The sequence below is a fragment of the Lysinibacillus sp. FSL W7-1291 genome (genome assembly GCF_038593415.1).
In the GTDB taxonomy this organism is placed as follows: domain Bacteria; phylum Bacillota; class Bacilli; order Bacillales_A; family Planococcaceae; genus Lysinibacillus; species Lysinibacillus fusiformis_D.
In genome coordinates this window covers 4,232,400-4,252,846 of record NZ_CP151994.1, presented here as the reverse complement: position 1 = coordinate 4,252,846, position 20,447 = coordinate 4,232,400, and the positions used below count along the sequence as shown (strand labels likewise).

General features: G+C 36.1%; 25 protein-coding genes. 11 read left to right on the top strand and 14 right to left on the bottom strand.

The genetic code is table 11. The features are described from left to right. Positions 1–31: 31 nt before the first annotated feature. A complete protein-coding gene (locus NST76_RS20685) occupies positions 32–916 on the top strand; it encodes an AraC family transcriptional regulator (RefSeq protein ID WP_342544417.1) in 885 nt (294 codons plus the stop codon). A gap of 90 nt (positions 917–1,006) precedes the next feature. Next, complete coding sequence (locus NST76_RS20680) at positions 1,007–1,165, top strand: DUF1540 domain-containing protein (protein ID WP_004231699.1); 159 nt, start codon at positions 1,007–1,009, stop codon at positions 1,163–1,165. 48 nt (positions 1,166–1,213) lie between these two features. Here the strand turns inward: NST76_RS20680 and NST76_RS20675 are convergent, their stop codons facing one another. Both NST76_RS20675 and NST76_RS20670 read right to left on the bottom strand, forming a co-directional pair. Beyond that, a complete protein-coding gene (locus NST76_RS20675; protein WP_036128699.1) occupies positions 1,214–1,459 on the bottom strand; it encodes a hypothetical protein in 246 nt (81 codons plus the stop codon). Positions 1,460–1,532: 73 nt separating this feature from the next. After that, the gene (locus NST76_RS20670) at positions 1,533–2,870 is read right to left on the bottom strand and encodes a PLP-dependent aminotransferase family protein (RefSeq protein ID WP_342544416.1); all 1,338 of its coding nucleotides are present in this window, start codon (positions 2,868–2,870) and stop codon (positions 1,533–1,535) included. A gap of 118 nt (positions 2,871–2,988) precedes the next feature. Here NST76_RS20670 and NST76_RS20665 point away from each other — a divergent pair, with 118 nt between their 5' ends. Together NST76_RS20665 and NST76_RS20660 are read left to right on the top strand one after the other, a co-directional pair. Then, a complete protein-coding gene (locus NST76_RS20665) occupies positions 2,989–3,897 on the top strand; it encodes a DMT family transporter (protein ID WP_058843874.1) in 909 nt (302 codons plus the stop codon). Next, positions 3,897–4,751, top strand: coding sequence for a DMT family transporter (locus NST76_RS20660; RefSeq protein WP_036128694.1), 855 nt, complete (start codon positions 3,897–3,899; stop codon positions 4,749–4,751). The genes NST76_RS20665 and NST76_RS20660 overlap by 1 nt, the downstream gene beginning before the upstream one ends. A gap of 120 nt (positions 4,752–4,871) precedes the next feature. Here NST76_RS20660 and NST76_RS20655 read toward each other — a convergent pair whose 3' ends face one another. From NST76_RS20655 to NST76_RS20640, 4 genes are read right to left on the bottom strand one after another with little or no spacing between them, the layout of a single operon-like run. Continuing rightward, the gene (locus tag NST76_RS20655; RefSeq protein WP_342544414.1) at positions 4,872–6,326 is read right to left on the bottom strand and encodes an MFS transporter; all 1,455 of its coding nucleotides are present in this window, start codon (positions 6,324–6,326) and stop codon (positions 4,872–4,874) included. Between the two features lie 44 nt (positions 6,327–6,370). After that, entirely contained in the window at positions 6,371–7,147 is a 777-nt protein-coding gene (locus NST76_RS20650) for an ABC transporter ATP-binding protein (protein ID WP_058843877.1), read from the bottom strand. Between the two features lies 1 nt (position 7,148). Continuing rightward, positions 7,149–8,207, bottom strand: coding sequence for an iron ABC transporter permease (locus NST76_RS20645; protein ID WP_036128690.1), 1,059 nt, complete (start codon positions 8,205–8,207; stop codon positions 7,149–7,151). Further along, entirely contained in the window at positions 8,194–9,213 is a 1,020-nt protein-coding gene (locus tag NST76_RS20640; RefSeq protein ID WP_058843878.1) for an ABC transporter substrate-binding protein, read from the bottom strand. Before NST76_RS20640 ends, NST76_RS20645 begins: the two co-directional genes overlap by 14 nt. A 130-nt stretch (positions 9,214–9,343) precedes the next feature. On the opposite strand from NST76_RS20640, the gene NST76_RS20635 reads away from it, so the two are divergent. Then, positions 9,344–9,991, top strand: coding sequence for a TetR/AcrR family transcriptional regulator (locus tag NST76_RS20635; protein ID WP_058843879.1), 648 nt, complete (start codon positions 9,344–9,346; stop codon positions 9,989–9,991). A 238-nt stretch (positions 9,992–10,229) separates the two neighbouring features. Continuing rightward, on the top strand, positions 10,230–10,877 hold the full coding sequence (locus NST76_RS20630; protein WP_036128684.1) for a phosphoribulokinase: 648 nt from the start codon (positions 10,230–10,232) through the stop codon (positions 10,875–10,877). 42 nt (positions 10,878–10,919) lie between these two features. On the opposite strand, the gene NST76_RS20625 is transcribed toward NST76_RS20630, so the two are convergent. The 4 genes from NST76_RS20625 to NST76_RS20610 all read right to left on the bottom strand — a co-directional run bounded on the left by NST76_RS20625 (position 10,920) and on the right by NST76_RS20610 (position 12,957). Then, entirely contained in the window at positions 10,920–11,564 is a 645-nt protein-coding gene (locus tag NST76_RS20625) for an SIMPL domain-containing protein (protein ID WP_058843880.1), read from the bottom strand. A gap of 47 nt (positions 11,565–11,611) precedes the next feature. After that, positions 11,612–12,238 carry a DUF2238 domain-containing protein gene (locus tag NST76_RS20620; protein WP_342535156.1) on the bottom strand — a complete coding sequence of 209 codons (627 nt, stop codon included), beginning with the start codon at positions 12,236–12,238 and terminating at the stop codon, positions 11,612–11,614. Positions 12,239–12,348: 110 nt separating this feature from the next. Further along, entirely contained in the window at positions 12,349–12,651 is a 303-nt protein-coding gene (locus NST76_RS20615; protein ID WP_036128672.1) for a DUF1805 domain-containing protein, read from the bottom strand. Positions 12,652–12,825: 174 nt separating this feature from the next. Then, positions 12,826–12,957, bottom strand: coding sequence for a hypothetical protein (locus NST76_RS20610; protein ID WP_280139374.1), 132 nt, complete (start codon positions 12,955–12,957; stop codon positions 12,826–12,828). Positions 12,958–13,198: 241 nt separating this feature from the next. Here NST76_RS20610 and NST76_RS20605 point away from each other — a divergent pair, with 241 nt between their 5' ends. Continuing rightward, the gene (locus NST76_RS20605; RefSeq protein ID WP_036128670.1) at positions 13,199–13,936 is read left to right on the top strand and encodes a polysaccharide deacetylase family protein; all 738 of its coding nucleotides are present in this window, start codon (positions 13,199–13,201) and stop codon (positions 13,934–13,936) included. 65 nt (positions 13,937–14,001) lie between these two features. Here the strand turns inward: NST76_RS20605 and NST76_RS20600 are convergent, their stop codons facing one another. Further along, positions 14,002–14,262, bottom strand: coding sequence for a hypothetical protein (locus tag NST76_RS20600; protein ID WP_036128668.1), 261 nt, complete (start codon positions 14,260–14,262; stop codon positions 14,002–14,004). A gap of 105 nt (positions 14,263–14,367) precedes the next feature. On the opposite strand from NST76_RS20600, the gene NST76_RS20595 reads away from it, so the two are divergent. Both NST76_RS20595 and NST76_RS20590 read left to right on the top strand, forming a co-directional pair. Further along, entirely contained in the window at positions 14,368–15,162 is a 795-nt protein-coding gene (locus NST76_RS20595; protein ID WP_342535154.1) for a DUF2268 domain-containing putative Zn-dependent protease, read from the top strand. A gap of 18 nt (positions 15,163–15,180) precedes the next feature. Beyond that, positions 15,181–15,693, top strand: a complete 513-nt coding sequence (locus NST76_RS20590; protein WP_089933710.1) for a DNA-deoxyinosine glycosylase — start codon at positions 15,181–15,183, stop codon at positions 15,691–15,693. A gap of 13 nt (positions 15,694–15,706) precedes the next feature. Here NST76_RS20590 and NST76_RS20585 read toward each other — a convergent pair whose 3' ends face one another. From NST76_RS20585 to NST76_RS20575, 3 genes are all read right to left on the bottom strand, one after another. Further along, positions 15,707–16,501 (bottom strand): cytochrome c oxidase assembly protein, encoded by a 795-nt coding sequence (locus NST76_RS20585; RefSeq protein ID WP_036128662.1) that lies wholly within the window; start codon positions 16,499–16,501, stop codon positions 15,707–15,709. 13 nt (positions 16,502–16,514) lie between these two features. Continuing rightward, on the bottom strand, positions 16,515–16,988 hold the full coding sequence (locus NST76_RS20580; RefSeq protein ID WP_342535786.1) for a DUF2243 domain-containing protein: 474 nt from the start codon (positions 16,986–16,988) through the stop codon (positions 16,515–16,517). Positions 16,989–17,104: 116 nt separating this feature from the next. After that, positions 17,105–17,962: an endo alpha-1,4 polygalactosaminidase gene (locus tag NST76_RS20575; RefSeq protein WP_342544409.1), complete on the bottom strand. Its 858-nt coding sequence runs from the start codon at positions 17,960–17,962 to the stop codon at positions 17,105–17,107. Between the two features lie 132 nt (positions 17,963–18,094). Between NST76_RS20575 and NST76_RS20570 the strand changes: the two genes are divergently transcribed. Together NST76_RS20570 and abc-f are read left to right on the top strand one after the other, a co-directional pair. Further along, positions 18,095–18,457 (top strand): hypothetical protein, encoded by a 363-nt coding sequence (locus NST76_RS20570; protein WP_330493687.1) that lies wholly within the window; start codon positions 18,095–18,097, stop codon positions 18,455–18,457. Between the two features lie 343 nt (positions 18,458–18,800). Further along, positions 18,801–20,432 carry an ABC-F type ribosomal protection protein gene (abc-f, locus tag NST76_RS20565; RefSeq protein ID WP_342544407.1) on the top strand — a complete coding sequence of 544 codons (1,632 nt, stop codon included), beginning with the start codon at positions 18,801–18,803 and terminating at the stop codon, positions 20,430–20,432. Positions 20,433–20,447: the final 15 nt, after the last annotated feature.

Below are 20,447 nucleotides of genomic sequence, written 5' to 3'. Positions count from 1 at the left end.
TCTTCAATATAATAAAGATGAGGTGAGTAACATGGAGTATAGTCAGGCAACACAAAGAACGATTGCCTATATCGAGGAGCAATTGATGGAAGAAATTTCACTTGAACGTCTTCCTAATAATGCTGGCTACTCGAAGTTCCATCTAAGTCGTATTTTTAAGCAGGAAACGGGGATTACGATTGGTGAATATATTCGTATACGTCGACTAGCCATGGCTGCGAGTTATTTGATGTACTCTAATGTATCGATATTAACCATTGCATTTACACTTCAGTTTCAATCACAAGAAGCTTTTACAAGAGCCTTTAAAGAAGTTTATGCATTACCACCAGGGAAATATCGAAAATTGATGCAATCACTTAATATGTTGGAGGAGGAAAATTACATGGAAACAGTTGAACAGGTTAAAGGTTGGATGTTGAGTGGAGCGAATCCAGAATTATATAAATTTCATACAGATGACAAGGTGTTTCATTCAGGGAAGCGTTCAGGCGTATTGTATTCCACAGCTGCATCAGCAAATCAGGGACAATTTGCTACGATGATGCAGGGCTTTCAGGCTACTGACTATAAAGGAAAGCGCTTGAAAATGTCTTGCTATTTAAAGACGGCAGATGCCACAAAGTGTGGTGCATGGATGCGTATTGACAATGGTACGGGTGATACTATTCAATTTGATAATATGGATCAGCGTTCTGTGACAGGTTCTACTGAATGGAATCATTATTCTATTGTCTTAGACGTACCTGAAGAAGGTGACTCCATTTATTTTGGTGTGTTATTAATTGGTTCTGGGAAAGTATGGGCAGATGGTTTCCGATTTGAAGAGGTAGATGACAAAGTTCCAACAACGAATATGCTTTCACAGGAGCATTTACCAACCCATCCAGCTAATCTAGGCTTTAGTATGGCTTAATGGAGGCAATGTAATCATCGATTGACTTTGTTTAACAACGTATTGTTTACCTCTAATTTGTTAAAACTAACAAAGAGGAGGTGTGAGACAATGGCACAAGAAATTCTTTGTGAAGTCAATAACTGCACATTTTGGGATTCTGGTAACAAATGTACAGCCGAAAAAATTTATGTTGTCAGCCAAAAGGGACAACATGCTTCCAACAGCGAGGAAACAGACTGTAAAACATTCGAACCTGAAACGCATTAATGCCAAAAGGGTAGCCATGTATATGGTTACCCTTTTTCCCTGTCTTTATTAATAAAAAATATCCACCTTTTCTTTACTAAATAAAAGTGCATGTGCATTGCTCACTTTTTCTTCCACATAATCTAACGAGTATTTACCAACGGAATCTGTTAAATCACCAATGGCCCGAGATAAATTATCGATAATTGGAATGAGTTTGTGTAATTCAGTACGGTCTTTGTCTTTGTGCATCTCATCCATGATTTCATATGCAAGACGCTGAATTTTCCTTAATCGCAATTTTTCAGATTGCATTGAATCCTCCTTATTAAGCAATTTAAGATGTCTCATTATATGAGCTACAATAAGGTTTCATGAATTTTTTTCTTTAGAAGTAATTACTAGGACTTTGAAGGGCTGATGCAATTTCCCTTATGCCAACGTTGATTTTAGATTCCTCCACATTGGACACATTTAGCTTTAATATTCGCTCATGATCAAATGCATCTAAATAATTGCGGTTAATCGTATCTAGATAAATTTTGTGTTGCATCAAATGCTGAATAAGCTTTTGAGTATTGACCTGTCTTGGTAGAACGATATGGCTATGCATACAGACTTCTATTGATGCCTGATATTGGGCTAAATGCGTTGCTATGGATTGCTGAAGGCTATTCGCTCGGCTTGCATAAGCTTCGGTGACTTTCTTTTGATAACGTTCAAACATACCACTTTTCAAGTAAAGCTCTAAGGCAGCCTGTGAAATCATGGAGCTATCAATATCAGTGGTATTTTTGTACTGCTGAAATGTGTCAGTAAAGACATCTGGTAAAACGGCAAGTCCAATACGTAAGCCAGGAAACATGATTTTAGAAAAGCTTTTTAAATAGATAACATATTGCTGTGTATCATCTGTATAAATGGGATCTATTTTCGAATTTTGCTCGAAATCTGCCAAATAATCATCTTCAACAATGTAAACATTATATTGATAAGCAAGTTTACGGATTAGATCTTTTGTCTTTTTACTATAAGAAGTACCTAGAGGATTGTGCAGACGTGGCATCGTGTAAAAAAACTTTATGTCATGTTTACTAAAAATGCTTTCTAATTCATGTAAATCAATGCCATCCGTTGTTCTTTTGATGCCGATTGCCGAAACTCCATAGGTTTTTAAATAATCCATATATAAATGGTAACTAGGTTGTTCCACTAAAATGGTTGAACGACCATTTGGAAATGGCATAATACTTAGCAAAGTCAGGGATTGCTGGACGCCAGAAGTAATAAAAATATTTTCTTCTTTTGCGAATACTTGATAGTTTGCTAATAATTTTTTCGCTTCTGTTATTAAAGATGGTAAGCCTTTTGGTGTTCCATATCTAAATAGATCTGTTTGGTATGTATCAATAGCTTTGTTTATACAATGTTGAAAATCCTGATATGGGAAAGCATGCCAACTGGGTGAAGATGTAGCAAAATCTATGTGATCTCTTTCCTGTGGTTGTAAGGGTAACTGATGGTCAACAACATAGTAGCCGCTTTTCGGTAATACATAGATAAGATGCTGATCCTCAAGTTTTTTTAAAGCAGTTAAAATAGTACTTTTACTACAGGAAAATTGCTGTGATAACTGGCGGATAGAAGGTAGCTTTGCCCCTGATTGAAGAGTACCTGCTTGTATTTGAGTCAGCAGCTGAGAATAAATCCATTCATATTTAAGCATAGACAGCCTCCAGCACATCTGTATCGGTACAGATGTGTTTTTTTCATATCGTCTATAGGTTCTCTTTTTAATACGATAACTATACCGGCCGGAATGATTTGAGAAGGAGCATTATCGTATGTCAGAAAAAAGAAAAGCCTATATAGCAGCGATTTCGTATGCATTTATCATTGGCCTTTCATTCATGTTTGTGAAAGTTACATTAACGGTGGCGAGTCCAACTGATATTTTAGCCCATCGCTTTACGTTTGCCTTCATCGGTATTGTTATTTTAATGGTATTTACGAAAAATAAGCTAACAATAAAAAAATATGATTTACTAAAAATTTTACCGTTAGCCATATTGTATCCCATTGTTTTTTTCACTTTTCAAGTGCTTGGGCTTGCTAAAATTTCCTCTTCAGAAGCTGGAATTATTCAAGCAACGATTCCTATTTTTACATTAGCACTAGCAGGTTTATTATTAAAGGAAAAAGCTACTCGTGGACAGCTCGTCTTCATTAGTTTATCTGTACTTGGAGTTATCTACATGCTAATTATGAATGGGGCCAATGCAACTACAGGAAATGTCATCGGCAGTGGACTTATTTTACTTTCAGCCCTTGCTGCGTCGCTTTATAACGTGTTTGCACGAAGGCTTACAAAGCAATATTCATTACTGATTTTAACGTATGTGATGACATTATGTGGATTTGTCATTTTTAATGGGGTGGCTCTTGGAAATCATCTGATGAATGGTACAATCGATGAATTTTTTCAGCCATTAACACATGTTGATTTTGTCATCGCGATTTTATATTTAGGGCTATTATCCTCGCTCGGTACGTCCTATTTATCCAATTATGCGTTATCTAAATTAGAGGCTTCTAAAATGAGTGTTTTTAGTAACTTTGCTACGCTCATTACAATACTTGCAGGCGTTTTGTTTTTACAGGAAGTCTTTCACCTTTATCACTTTATTGGTGGAATCATCATCATTATTGGCGTCATAGGAACAAATTATTTTGGGCAGAGGCAGGTAGTGTAATGAGAAAATACAGCCTTTTGCTATTAATAAGTTGTATATGGGGCTCTCAGTTTTTCTTCGTAGCATTAGTTACGAATGATGTGGGAGCTGTCACTTTATCTTTGTTAAAAGCTTTAATCGGTGCAATCTGCTTAAGTATTATGAGCTTATTTTTGAAAAAAGAAAACTACTTAGCAAATAGTAAATTATACATTGGGATTGCCATTTTTGAAGTAGTGATTCCCTTCGTCCTCATTGCGCAAGGTCAAAAATATGTATCCAGTAGTATTGCGTCTATGCTCATAGCAATGGTCCCGATTATCACGTCAGTTCTCTTTGTTTTTTTCTTTAATAAAAAAGTTAGTTCGTTTCAAACGATTAGCATTCTATTAGGCTTTTTGGGGATCATCATTCTTTCTTGGCCAATACAAGGGGTGAGTGGTTCAGGGACAGTATTAGGGAATGTGCTGCTACTATTAGCAGCACTGAGCTTTGCATTTTCGTTAATTTTAATGGAGAAGTTAGAGGGTGGTTCACCAATCGTTCATATGAGAAATGTTTTAGGAATTGCCACTGTGATTTTATTACCAATGGCATTTATCCTTGAACAACCATTACGATTAAGCATAAATGGGATTCAGGTCGTCTCCATTGTTATATTAGGCATTTTCCACGCAGGGATTGTGTATATGCTTTATAATCTTTTAATTAAAAGTGAGGGTGCTTTATTTGCCTCTTTTAGTAATTATATCGTTCCTGTAGTAGGTGTTCTACTTGGATATTTGATATTGAAAGAACCGTTATTAATCAAACATTTCATAGGGATATGTATTATTCTTTGTGCTCTTTTGTTGTCGAAAAGAAACAAGAAGTGAACGTTGGTTATAAAAAATCACCTCGATAGTGTACGAGGTGATTTCAGACTGTAGACAAGCTCGAAATAATGAAGAGCTTGTCATACATTATTTGAAAAATCTATAAATCAAAATAGTAATTTATTGTTGCTTTATTTTTATTCTTAAAATCATTTTATGATAAAGTGACAAAATCATATAGGCTATCATAGAAAACAGTCCAATGACAATTAAACTTATAGTAAAAGCATGTATATAATTTAACAAAGAAGCGCTCTCTAAACTTGTTCCTAAATAATAAGAAAATAGTATACTAATACCTGCGACTGCTAAGGAATTTGCTAAGTACATAAAGGTTGTAAATAGACCAGCAGCAACCCCCATATGAATCTTTGGAATGTTACCCAATATGGCATTTGCTAAAGGTGTTGTAGCAAGACCAAGTCCAAGGCCATAGACGAATAAAAGGATTATTGCATCAGTTCTGAGTAAATTATATTGCTCCATCCATAAAAAGAAGACAAGTAAAAAAGTACACATACTCATACATAATGCACCCATTTTTAAAGCAATAAAACCATACTTATTAATAATTTTTGAAGAAATAATAGACGTTACAAAAAATCCAATTCCTATTGGTAGAAAAACTAAACTCGTTTCTCCTGTATCATACTTTAGGCCATATTGTAAAAAGTAACTAAGGATAAAGAAAAAGGCAAACATACTTAAGTAAATAGCTAGCACAGAACAAATGCCAAATACAAAAGGGCGATGCTTAAATAAACTTAGGTCTACGAGAGGTGATTGTTGAAGTTTTTGCTTAAATCGCTCAAGATAAATGAACAGAATAAGTACAACAAATGAAAGCAGTAGACAGCTAAAAATCCATGTTTGCCATCCTTGTTGTTGGACTTCGGATAAAGGATAAATAAGTAGAAATATACTAACCATTAATAAAATTGAACCCATCCAATCAATATGATTGGATTTCTTATCCGTTGACTCCGGTATAAAAGGGAGCAAAAGGAGTACTAGCATGCCAATTGGAACATTGAAAAAAAATACAGTTCGCCAACCGCCGTTAAATATATTCCATTGAACTAATAATCCCCCTAATATTAAGCCAAAGGTAAAGGCTACTCCAATGACAGCACCATACAAGCCGAAAGCTAAATTTTTTTCTCTAGGCGGAAAAATTTCCTGGATTGTTGATAAAACTTGAGGCTGAATAAGGGCTGCGGCTAAGCCTTGAACAAATCGAATCCCAACTAATAACAATGGGCTTGAAAGTATTCCTCCTAAGAAAGCAGTAAGGGTAAAGAACAATACGCCAATCCATAATATTTTTTTTCTACCGTAAATATCGCCTAGTTTACCTCCAATTATTAGAGCAGTTGCAAGCCCAACCGAATATCCTGAAAATAGTAATTGAGCGTGAGAAAAGGATATATGCAAGTCGTTTTGAATGGAAGGTAATGCAATTTGTATCATGTAAGTATTTAAGGAGATTAATAATGTTGGAAGTAATATCACCGCTAATGCCAACCATCTATATGAATAGAACGTACTTGATTTTTCTGATGAAATTGGATTCATAGATACTCCTCCTTATATTGATTGGTTGTCAGTCAAAAATAGCTTTAGTGATTAGGTAAAGCTGGATGATACGCAACGACTATATTATTCGTATCATTATTTTGATAGATACAACAGTCAACTTCATAAACCTCTTTTACTAATGAAGGTGTTAGTAGCTTCTCAGGCTTGCCATGTGTTAGTATGCGACCATTTTTTAGTACATATAAATATTCACAATACATAGCAGCAATAGATAGATCATGCAATGCGGCTAGTGTACCAATCTGTAATGATTGCACTAGTGATAAAATTTGAATTTGATATTTAATATCCAGATGATTTGTAGGTTCATCTAAAATTAAAAACTGTGGTTCTTGAGCTAAGGCACGTGCGAGAATGACACGTTGCTTTTCACCACCAGAAAGATAAGAGAAATGTTTTGAAGCATAATGCTCTAAGTTTACTTTTCGTAATATGTTATCCACAAGTTCAATATCATTTTTTGTATCTGATTCTAACATTCTTTTATGTGGTGTTCTTCCCATCATCACCATATCACGTACAGTAAAGTCAAAATTCGAGTTGTTAAATTGTCCAACAACCCCCATTTTTTTCGCGATTTCTTTGGCAGAGGATTTAACAATATCTATATCATCTAAAAAAATCTTGCCACTAGTGGGTTTTATGACTTTATAAATGTTTTTTAATAGTGTTGATTTTCCACAACCATTCGGTCCAATAATGCCAACAAATTGTCCTTCTTTCACCTTTAGCGAAATACTTTTGATAATTTCAACATCTGATACTGCGAATGAAACATTTTCTACATCTAATTCCATATTAGTTACCCCCAAAACCATATTTCTTTTTTATTAACATGTGCATAAATACTGGGGCACCTAATAATGAGGTTACGATGCCAATTGGTAATTCGCTGTTAGGAATGATTGACCTTGCTAATAAATCTGTCCAGATTAAAAAGATAGCCCCTACTAAAATAACAATAGGTAGTAGTTGTTGATGATTTGACCCTGTAAAGATGCGTACAATATGTGGAATGATAAGCCCAACAAAGCCAATGATTCCACATGTTGAAACTATAATGCCTGTCAAAGCGGCAGAAATAACTAAAAATACTTTCCGATAAGTATTTATATTAATACCTAATGTCATAGCAGCATCATCTCCCATAAGCATTGCATTCATAATGCGCCATTGGGAGAGGAAAAATACAGCTATAATAATAATAGTAGTAGCGATTAAAGGCAGGTCATCCCAATCAGCAGTGGACAAACTCCCCATTGTCCAAAATGATACTGAACGTACACCTTCCGCATCTTTAGCAAAATATATAAATAGATTAGATAGAGCTGTAAATAGTGCATTGACAACAGTTCCGGCTAGAATAAGTTTAATAACAGACATTTTTTCCCCAATACTTGATAGCAGCAATACTAGAAATGTTGCCAATAACGCACCTAGAAACGCCCAAATCATTAAATTTGATTCTCCAAAAAGGCTGAGCTGATACCCTAATATGATAGAGAATGTTGCACCTAGTGAAGCACCTGAGGAGATACCAAGTAAATAAGGATCTGCAAGTGGATTCTGAATGGTTGCTTGCATCACACTACCGCAAAGTGCCAAACCACTCCCGACGAATAGTGCTAATAAAACTCTGGGAAAACGAATTTGCCATATGATTTCAAGTGTCATGTTAGAAATAGTTGTATCTATATGACCTATGTTTATTCCTGTAATTTGATATAAAACAATTTTGCAAGAATCAAGAAATGGTATACTGACTTGTCCTATGGAAACAGAAGCAATTATAGAAATGAAAACTAGCACTATCAAAAATAGAAGTAGGGTAAAAAAAGAAAATTTACTTTTGAGCATTTTTTTTCACTCCATTAACTATTTCAGGGTTGATAAATGCAGCTACTTCCTCATATAAATCAGCAATCTCAATACCACCATTTATAGCTCCTGTATATTCTACGGCCATAACTTCATTATTTTGAATGGCTTTTACAGTTCGAAGCTTTTTATCATTCATTAAATTATTTTTTGTTTTTTCTTGATCAGGCTCTTGGAATTCTGTGATGATAATTTTATCTGGATTTGCTGCAATAATTGCCTCTGTTGAAAGCTCAATATAGTCTTCTTTCGAAAGTTCTAAATATGTAGCGCCTGCACCTTCAATCATCTCGTCAATCATGGCCCATTTTGGTGAGAAGTAGAAATACTTACCTCTAGCGCCACTTATCAATAGGACAGTAGGCTTTTCTTTAGAATCCTTAACTTTAGAAGTAATGGCATCTATGCGTGTTTGTTGTTCAGTTAGATATTTGTTCGTTTTATCTTCTATATTAAAAACCTTCCCAAATGTTTGAATTTCCTCAAAGTAAATATCTATGCTACGTCCTATTGTAAAGTTGGTGGAAGAAACAACAGGCAGTCCACGGTTGTTCCAAGAAGGGATACTTCCAATTAATTCTTCTCTAAATGCAGAAGCAATAGAGTAGATTAAATCAGGTTCTAGAGCCATGATAGCCTCCTTAGCTGGCCACATTTCACTAACTAAAGGTAGTTTGTCAATGTCATCTTTGTAGTCTGAATTTGTTAAATCACTATATGCAAATCCAACGACTTTTTCTTGCTGTCCAAACTTAACTATTAACTCTGCGACAGCTGAACCGATGACCATCACTTTCTCGGGAGCATTGGGGATAGTCTGAGAGATTTTCTGTCCTTCATAAGTGTAGGTATCTAGTGTTAATGGATAGTTTCCATTAATAGTTGTATTGTCTTTTTTCTCAGAAATAGTTTCCTGTGATTGTGCACAACCTAAAATCAGCAATATAAGTGTGAAACCTAATAGAGAAAGGGTTTTTTTTAACATTTAAATCCTCCTAAAAATTAGTATTTGACTGACAGTCACTCAATAATGTTTCACAATATTTCTTCTCACTCTGATCATTTGACTAGTTATTAGTCAAATGCTTAAATGAAAAAAGGGGGTAGTTCAGAAAATGATTAGAGTAACAAAAAGTGCATCAGAACGACGAAATGAGATTTTAGATACAGCAGAGTCTCTTTTTAGTGAAAAAGGTTATGAAAAAACCTCAACTACTGATATAACTAAAAGGATGGGAGTAGCACAGGGAACGCTGTACTATTACTTTAAATCCAAAGAAGCATTGGCAAATGCATTAATTGATAGGCAACTTAAAGGAATAAAGCAAGAATTTACAGAAGTCATCTATAATGAGACACTTACGGCGTATGAGAAAATTGCATGGATTTTTGTTTATGAGCTTGATGATCCAACAGGCCATGTCGAAATCTTTAAATATTTACAACATGATAGTAATGCTACTCTGCGTCAAATATTACATGTACAAACCATTTGTCAGTTTACGCCACTGCTAACAGATTTAAATATACAAGGCAATAAAGAGGGGCTCTTTCACATTGAAAATCCAACGCTAGTGGCAGAATTTTTCCTATCGACAATCCACCATTGGGTAGATTCATCGTTATTTAAATGGAATAAAGATGAACGTATTGCTAGAATTAAAGCCATTCAATCTACGTTCGAACATTTATTCGGAGTCCCTCATGGAAAATTTGATTTATCCCTCCTAAGACAAACTGTGAAAGTTAAATTTAATTATTGAGTGAAAGCATCTTAAATGATAATCAATATCAATTAAGATGCTTTTATTATAATTATTGACTGACAACCTGTCAAATTGTTTTTATTAGATCGAAGCTAGAAATGATATGGAGTTAACGCATAAAAATTTGGAAAATGAACTTCTATGTATTGTAACTGTTTGTTATTATTTTTAAAGTACAGCGAGTATGGTGCAAATTTTCCATCATACCTTTTTAATTAGGGAGGACAACAATACTATGGAGAAGATTTTTCAAGAAATATTGGAATCGATCAGATTTGCTGATAAAAGGATTATTATTGGCATTTCAGGTCATGGAGCTGCAGGAAAAACAACATTTGCTGAAAAGCTTTTAAAAGTTTTAAATCAAGCTGAAGTGAATTATTTGAATACTGATCCTTATATTGTTAGTTCAGATATTCGCAAACAGACAATGATTAATTATACATATCAAAATGTAAATCATCGTTTTAAAATGACCGCTTGTCATCCCGCTGCCCATCACCTTCCTTCATTGGAAAGAGATGTTCAGATGATAAGAGCAGGGCTGGATTTATTGACAATCGGTACACATTATATGAAAAGCACATTAATTTCTTCAAAAAAACAGATCACGATAGTAGAAGGAATGAGTGTAGCATTTATAGATCCAGAGTTATTGGATTTCAAAATTTATTTTTATACAGATGGGGCTACAGAGCTTAAGCGAAGATCAGATCGTGATGTACTTGATAGAGGGACAGATATAAATTATTTAAAACAATCACATGATGAACGACGTATTCAATATGAATTATTTATGCATCCATATTGCCAACATTTTGATATGGTTATTAAAACAGAGGATGATGAAATCCTTATTGAAAAAAATACACTTGTAAAATAAATGAGAGCCTTCTACTAATCAATTAGTGGAAGGCGCCTGTCTTTAGTATTGGAATTTTACGCGGACAGTAGCATCAATAGCAATTTGTCCCTGTTCTATAGGCGTAACTCCTGAGGAAACAGCCATAGAGCGGTAAAGGATCGGTGTGTTAGCTTGCTCTTCCACAATTTCTATAGGGAGTGGCTGTAAAGGAAGATGCATGGTTTCTGCTATTGTTTTCGCCTTCAACTGTGCATTCTGAAGAGCAAAATTTAATGCTTGCTGATAGTAAGCGTCTATATGGTCCAATTTGAACTGAATGTTGGCAATACGATTTGCTCCATTTTCTATGGCTGTATCAATGACTAAGCCCAAATTATCGATGTTTGATACATTGACGGTAATGGCATTGACCACTTCATAGCCATTAAAAATTTGTTTGCCATCCTCAAAATGATACTGTGGTGTAACTGTATAACTAGCTGTTTGTATTTGTTCTCTTGGAATACCGAGGGCTACTAGTGACTGAATGACTTGATTCATGATCCTTGCATTTTCCTGCTGAGGGCCTTGTACATTATTGCCTTGTGTTTGGACTTCTATTTGTATTTGTACAGAGCTTGGAGTAGCCATTACCTGGCCATTGCCAGTTACCGTAATAACGCGTGATAGATGGGGTACTTGTTGATTGACTTGTGCATAGTACATACAAAACCACCTTTCGTAAGGTATATAATAATGCTATGCAAAGAAATTTATTCCTTGTTTAGTCTTTTTAAATATTTATCATGAAGCTTTGTGAAGAAAAGTAAAGTTAAAATAGTTCCCAACAAGGCTAAAAACATGTCCCATTGTGCATCCCAGCGATCTCCCTGCATGCCTAAAAAATCTTTCGTCCCTTTACTGCCCTTCGAGATTCTTGTACTTAACCATTCGATGATTTCATAAAAAGCAGCAATTGCGAGCAAAATACTAATTGTAATACCTGTTAGCCAAGCTCCTTTAGTAAGCTGCGTCTTTCGAAGTAATATTTCCCTTATCACGATGGCTAATAAACCTTTTAAAAAATGACCGAAACGATCATAGTGATTGCGTTGGAAATGAAATTCTTCTTTTAGCCAATTAAAAAGAGGAACCTCTGAATAGGTATAATGTCCACCTATAAAAGTAAGGATCGACAATAGGGCAATGATGATATAAGAAAATGTGGTGAAGCGAAATTTATGATAGATACAAACTACGACTATTATTGCCACAACTCCTGGGCTAACCTCAGCCAGCCAATCTAAATAGGAGGATGGTTTAATGACTGACCAGGTAAATACAATTAAGACGATAGCAAGTAAGGTTAGATGTATCTTAAAATGTTGACCATTATTCATAACAACAACTCCCTTTGTCCCACAGTATGTGGAAGGGGATATTTGCTTATTCAACTATCGGTTGGCAAACAAAAAAGAAAAGCGTCTAGTTGACGCTTTTTTATAGCCAATTAGATCATTTTTAAAAGTGCCTCTACGCCAGTCATTCCTTCAGTAATGCCAAGTTGTTCTGCTTCATACGTTACCGATTCTAATGGGGCTGTTAATAGCTCATCAATTGTTTTAACACCTACTGCACGACCAGCAACGATTTTTCGATCAACTAAGCGACTATTTAATAGGCCAACATCTAAAGCTCCACACATAATGTAGCCTGTCGTATTAGAAATGGTCAGTAGCGTTGTTTTAGGTAATTGAACAACTACTGCAGTGAAGAAATGCCCTTTAATCATAATAGGTTCAATTGTCACCATCGAAATCACTCCTTTTCTCTATATACATATGGTGATGACTAGCAAGGTGTTCAACATTTCCTTGAAAAAAGTCATCAGATGAATAATGCTGAAAACGAATGAGATGATGGATGAAGTTAATGGAGGCAATTAAAAAGGGAATCTACTCCTGATGAATAGATTCCTTGTATCTCTTTACCTTGTATAAGAAAGCAGAGCAGTTTGTTTAAATTTATGTAATGCAGTTGTTGCCTCACTTTTAGAACGATATTCAAACATTCGATAAGTGTTTTCTTCAAATACTGTAATAACCCACATATATGTCATACCTTCCATTGTGTTACATAACATTATTTTTTTATAAAATTGTTATATATCAGTTGTGATTTTATTTTACATCAATAAAGAAATAAATAAAGCACTAACCCTTGTTTTTCACATATCGTTCAAAATTGTTATGAAATAATTAAAAGGAGAAAACAGACAATCCTTCACAAGTATATTTCATTGCAATTCGTAAATAGTAAGTTGACGGAGTTCTGTGAATTCGGACTTGGGAGGTGATGCTATGACACGTATACATGTATTGGTTTTTACAGTTTGCTTTTTAATCATCTCGGGATTTTTAGGAGAGAAAGGCTATGCTGATAAGGGTCGCCCTTATTATGAGGAAACAGGAGAAGTGGTATGGGATATCAACACAGAGGATAAAATTGTCGCCCTCACCTTTGATGATGGCCCACATCCCAAGTACACTGCGGCAGTGCTTGATTTATTAGCAAAATATGATGCCAAAGCAACCTTTTTTATTATTGGAAAGAATGCAGAAAAATATCCAGAGCTTGTTTTACGTTCTTATACAGAAGGCCATGAATTAGCCAATCATACGTATACACATCCGTTTAAAGTTTCCATCAAAAAATTGCAAGAGGAGCTTCAAAAGACAAATGACACGATTTATAGTATTACTGGTTTTTCCCCAGTTTTATTCCGTCCTGTAGGTGGAAATTATACGGATGCTATGATTAATGCTGCTGTAAAGGATGGCTACAAGGTTGTGATGTGGTCTTGGCATCAGGATACGCAAGATTGGAAAGAGCCTGGTGTAAAGAAAATTGTGCAAAAGGTGATGAAGGGAACGAGGCCTGGAGATGTCATTTTATTTCATGATGGTGGTGGGAATCGTACACAAACCATTAAGGCATTAGAAGAAATCCTCCCTGCATTAAAAAAACAGGGCTACACATTTGTCACAATATCCGAGATGATTGAAAGTAAACAACAGCAACAGGAGCAAGTTCAATAATGAAAAATGAGCCATCTCAACAAGGTTTGAAATGGCTTATTTTTCACATATATTAAAAGTTTGAGTTAGAAGAATATGATTGGAGCTAGTGCAATCCCTAAGATTGTTCCTAAAGCAATTCCATAGCCAAAACCTTCCCCACCAAATCCTCCAAATCCCCAAAAACCTAAACCATAACCACTATGTCTTCTATCAGGTAGAATCCATACCTGTCTTCTGTCTACCTTAGTGATTTCCCCAACATGTACCCTACCAGATGAATCCGAGATTCGAACGCGTTTGCCATGATATTTACAGCAAAGATTATAAGCATCAGCTGGATTCAATATTATCCCTCCTTTCGATGTCATTACAAGCTAATATATGCGATCCGAAGCATTTATCACTAGCCGATTGTCTATTCACGACATATGCTGAGAAGAGGTGATGACATGGCAGTTGTGCCAACAGATAAGTGGTTAGATGAATTTGTTTATGCCAGAAAATCCACAAAAAAAGATGAGTTACATAGTTTGCAATGCTCCATTCTTTGTGATCATTTAGTCGAATTATTTCAAGATGGCTTGTCAGAAGAAATACACTATTCTTTACAGCAACAGGGACTTTTTCTACCAGATGAGACAGTCGATGTAGAGCAATTAAAGCAGCATAATGTGTGGGATTGCGTACAGCAAGAATTTATATACTTGCAAAAAAAATGGAATGGCCCGACTATACCGATTTATATTTTCCCAATTACCCAACAGCAAACGATGACCAATAAAAACGGTGTGGCTTATCCTCAGGCTCTTTTTTTATTTATCGGAGAAGTAGAGACACAGGAACTGCAAGCATTGTTCGCACATGAATATAATCATGTTTGCCGTTTACACAATTTAAAAAAACCCCTCGATGAGATGACTTTGTTGGATGCTCTTATTTTAGAGGGCTTAGCAGAGAGTGCAGTGAAAGACTTATACGGAGAAAAGTGGCTTGCACCATGGTTAAAAAAATATTCAGCTACAGAGCTTTTAGTTTTATGGAAAAGTCATTTTTTGCAGAATTTACAGGTTGAAGGAGTAGAAAAACATAGGCCGTTTTTATACGGTGGTGAGCTGCCACCTTGGATAGGCTACTGTATAGGCTATAAAATTGTTCAGTCGTATAGTAAGAAGCATTCATCCCGACATCTCCTATTTACGTCAAGCAAAGATATACTTGCTGGTTCAGATTTTCCGCTACAATAGAGGAAAGGAGTGATTGTTGTGTCCAGTGAAATAAAAAATGTATTATTACCAGTCGTAGATTCAGCAACAAAGGTGCTCATTGTAGGCTCAATGCCAGGAAAGCAATCATTAGAAAAGCAACAGTATTATGGCAATCCACGCAATCACTTTTGGCCCATTATGAGTGAGCTGTTAGAGACGGAGGTTCCTGACGATTATGTAAAGAGAATCGCATTGTTAAAACACAATGCAATCGGTCTTTGGGACACGGTTGAAACTTGTGAGCGTGAAGGAAGCTTAGACGCAGCAATTCGCAATGAAAAACCAAATGATTTTCAAACCTTATTTGAAGAATATCCTAATATCCAGTTAGTACTCTTTAATGGAGCGAAAGCATTTGAGGTTTTTAAAAAGCATATAGGTCTAGAGCTTTTAGAAGAACGAGCTTATAAAAAAATGCCATCAACCAGTCCGATCCCAGGAAAAAATATAAAATCTTTTGCTGAAAAGCTAGAGGACTGGCGGATTATTCAATCCTATTTATCCTCTTAAGTCAGAGGTAGAATTAGCGTGATGAGATGGTTGTCTTTGTGTGAATAGCATTTCTTGTGCTTTTAAACCATTGATAAAAAAGGATATAAACAAGGATGATTTCAATTGCATCGCCACCATAGTACATGATCTTGGCACCTAGCTCTGCCTGTGTGACAGGGACATGCTGAGGAGGATTTGCATAAATATATTTTGCCAATATAGAATGAGCTGCTAGTGCTACTACTAATATAAGTGATCGAAAGACATAAGGGTATGGATGGGGTGTAGGATCAATATAAATAAAGGCAATGGTAAACACATAGCCTGCTAGAAAAATGTGAAGGTGAATGAAAATATATAGAAGTATATGTTCATGCATAAGATTGAAAAGTGATGTCGTATAGAGTAACCATAAGCCACCTACATTTAAAATAGACGCATTAATTGGGTGAGAAATAAAACGAACATAAGGATTCCTCATTGTACGAGAAAGAGTACGAGCCGTATTCACTGATAATGTCCTTAAAAGGAGTGCCATGGGAGCTGCTAATGCCATAAGTAGGGGGGCAAGCATGCCAAGCAATAGATGCCCTATCATATGTGCTGCGAAGTGGACATGACTAAGAGAAGCCAATGGACCGATTAGTGTCACGATGGCACTTACATTTCCCACAAGCCAACAGATAGTACGAAAATGCGGCCATTGTTTTTTATGTTGATTCGAAACAATGACAGCTACGATATAAAAAATAATGGCTATAAAAAATGGCAAAGCTATTAGTAGCTGTACTATAATGGGAAAGCTTTGAGCATGAGCAGAATGCAAAACGGGCAACCTCCTAATGTCCCTTTTGGTTGGTTTGGAGTAACAAGACCACACCAATAACAATTAATAGAGCCGCTAATATGTTCCAAACCACATCATATGGGAGAATATCAACATGATAACGAATTTGATGCAGTTTCATGAATTTATGTTGAATAATCCCGTCGTATAATTGAAATATGCCAGCTCCTAGAAAAATACCACCAAGCCATCTTTTTAGCCAAAATCCATGCTTTCTATGTAGGTCAGCCAATAAAAAAGCAGAACCAATCGTCGCGAAAAAGCCGAATGCATGAAATAAACCATCTGACACTAACCCAATAGCAGCTGTAGATTTATCATAAAAATGATGCCAATGTAATAATTGATGGAAAATGACCTCATCTATAAATGCCACAACCCCAAGGCCGAATAATATGCCTGTCCACGTATTACGTTGTTTATATTGAAAGCGGTTTTCGTGTTTATGATTTTGTTCCTCGTACATCTTTGTCATACCCAATCATATCACCTCAAGCTGAATTTCTTTTAGTCTACCCATGAGGTGAGCACTTAAACAAAATACCCCCACAAAAACAGTAGTGTTTTAGAGGGGGGATATCATCACTGCCAGGTGTTATAGTATGAACCAGCAGGGCTATAAAAGAATTTAAAATCAAACTTCTCAGCTAATACACGACTTTTTGTTTCATCTTCAAAACTAATTGCCATAACCTGTGTACCAAATTCATCTCGTATATGGACGAGTTTTTGCATCATATCGAGTGACCATTCGTCTTTTCCTACCACTGGGTAAGAAAAGTCTTCCCACATAATAAAGTCGACATAGGGTGCTGTATAATCAGCTAGTGTTTGAAACCCCCAATTCTGAGCAACAGATAGATCAGGATTGTGTTTTTTAATTTGTTGGAGAAATGATAACATGGCTTCATTTTGCCATGTTTGCTCGTCTTGGGGTAAATAAGAATTAATATTACCAACCGTATCTAAAAACACACCGTCTAAGCCTTTCTGTACAATTTGCTTCTGGATTTCCGTTAGTAAAAGTTCTTGATAATGACTCGAAGTCATATCCATTAAATAGGAATCCCATTCAGCAAAATACACTTTTTCACCTTGTTTATTTCGATAAAAGTCTTCTTCGTTTAATTGATGGTAGAGGGCTTTGTTCCATTTATCTGCCTCCATTGCATTAATATAGCCATACACTAAAGTACCGCTTTTTTGGGCACTGTCAATATACTTCTGCTGCATTTCAATAGGTTCTACAATCACTAGATCAAGCTTCGTCATGTCCTTACCAATGGCAGCATTGCCTTTATCTAAGTAGTATTTGTAATCTTTCACGTCAGCAATTTTTGCTTGGATACTAGTGGAAGAAGATACTGGATTTTGAGCAAGTAGCAACCACATACTTCCTGCGATAAGAATGGCTAGTAAGAGTAACAGTAATTTTCTCATAAGGACTCCTTTTAGAAAAATATCCCTTTCATTATACATTAATAGGTAACGGATTACCTTCGATAGATGGGCAATGGCTCAACGGTTAATCGCCCTTTTACATATATTGAGTAATGTAAAAGGAGGGTTTGTGTGTACAATAATCCATTTAGAGAAGATAATTTTAGAAGACCTGGCTGGGGAGATTATGATGATTTTGAAACAACGTCATTTGGGCCAACTCATTTCGGACCTCCTCCGGTAGGACAAATGCCCATGAGCACACCACCAGGTTTTTCGCCACCGATTCCTGCATGGCGAGTAGGATCAAGTGGTATACGTTCTTGTTTGTTTAGAAATACGTATATTTGGATGAACACTGGTCGGAGTTTTTGGTTTTTCCCAACTGCTATAGGAAGGGAAATCATTGCGGGTTTCCGCTGGAGCCGCAGATATGGCTGGTATTTCCGTACCATTTCAAGAAATCAAATTCGCTCCTATGAATGTTTTAGATAAACCTACTCTAGAGTAGAGATTTTTATTTTTTAATAAAAGGTGTTACAATGACGGTAACTAAAAATGAAGGGAAGATGGGTGGCTAATGAATAACTAATCTTATTTTTTGCACATGAAATTTATATTTCACGAAAAACAAAAATAGGATTAGTCTGCCCATTTTCCATAATAATAGCTAAATATTGGCCCATAGTTGCTAATATTTAGCTACTCCAAAACTTGCTTTTGGAGTGATAAATATAGCTATTACAATAGCTTATTTGTGCATGATATTGTAGCGACTAATCCTTCCAAAATAATTGGAGGGATTTTTTTGTCCCTCCAACTGGAGAGGGTGGATAGTATGAAGGAACTTTTAAAATTACAGGATGTACGTTATGAAATAAAGGATACTTTACTATTTGAACATGTGACAGGCACCGTAAAACAAGGTGAGGTTATCGGCATTATTGGAAGAAATGGTGCTGGGAAATCGACATTGTTACAGTTGATTCAAGGTGCATTATTGCCAACTGCGGGAGTAATACAAGGGTTATCAGCTGTAAAAATCACAATCGTTGAACAGGAGCTAGCTCATTTTGACAAACCAGCAATATCTGCAAGAGAGGCTGATTTGCTGGCAAAATGGCAGGTACCCAATAGATCATTTGCAGCTTTAAGCGGTGGAGAGAAACTTAAAATGCGTCTTGCAGAAGGTTTTGCTCAGAATGCTCAAATTCTATTGCTTGATGAACCGACGAATCATTTAGATGAGCAAAGTACCGCTTTTCTTATAAAACAAGTACAAAACAATAAGGGAACGATTATTGTGGTCTCACATGACCGTTATTTTTTAGATAGGGTTGCCACAAAAATTTGGTCTATTGAGGAACAGAGCTTAATTGAACATTATGGCAATTATACAAGCTATATGGCTGAAAGAGAGCACCGAAGATTGACGCAGCAACGTGCCTACGAGAAACAGCAAAAAAACATTGATCGGATTGAGGCCCAAATGCAGGAACTCACATCTTGGTCACAAAAGGGTCATGCACAGTCAACAAAACTAGAAGGCTTTAAGGAGTATCATCGTGTGAAGGCAAAGCGGCTAGACGCACAAGTGAAATCTAAGAAGAGGCGATTAGAGGCAGAGCTTGCGAAGGCAAGGGTGGAAGCGGTGGAGCCTGAAGCAGACATTCGTTTTTCTTTAAACACGAATCAACGTGTTGGCAAGCGATTATTGGAGAGCAAGCATTTATCTTTATCTTTTGGTGATCGTACGTTATTGAAAGATGTCAGCATCACTGCTCAATTTGGAGATAAAATTGCTATTACAGGAAAGAATGGTAGCGGAAAAACAAGCTTTTTAAAAGTTCTTTTAGGGAAGCTAGAAGCTGAGGGAGAGGTGTGGCTATCCCCTGCAGCAACCATAGGTTATTTAACACAGGAAGTATTTGATTTACCACTAGATCAGACACCAGAGCAATATTTTTATCAAGAAACATTTGAAGAGCGTGGGAAAGTCCGCAATCTGATGAAGAATCTAGGATTTACACCAACACATTGGACATCTGCTATAGGCAAGATGAGCATGGGCGAGCGTGTCAAGTGTAAACTGATGGCTTATATTTTAGAGGACAAAAACGTTCTTCTTTTAGATGAACCAACGAATCATCTTGACCTACCTTCGCGTGAACAGTTAGAGCGAACACTTGCGCAATATAATGGGACATTACTTGTCGTCTCCCATGATCGATACTTTCTAGAAAAAGTAACGAATAGCGTTTGGGAGATTGACAATCAGCACATCAAGAAAAAATGGAGAAAAGATGCTCCGAAGCAAGTAGACGACACAGTCGCATTTCGTTTAAAGCTTGAAACAGAACGACAAGAGATATTAGGTAAACTGAGCTTTTTGACAGCTAAGGATAAGGATTATCCAATGCTTGACCAAAAGTTTAACGAGCTGACGAAGCAAATCAATGAGCTTAAATAGCTAAGCGTTTAAATA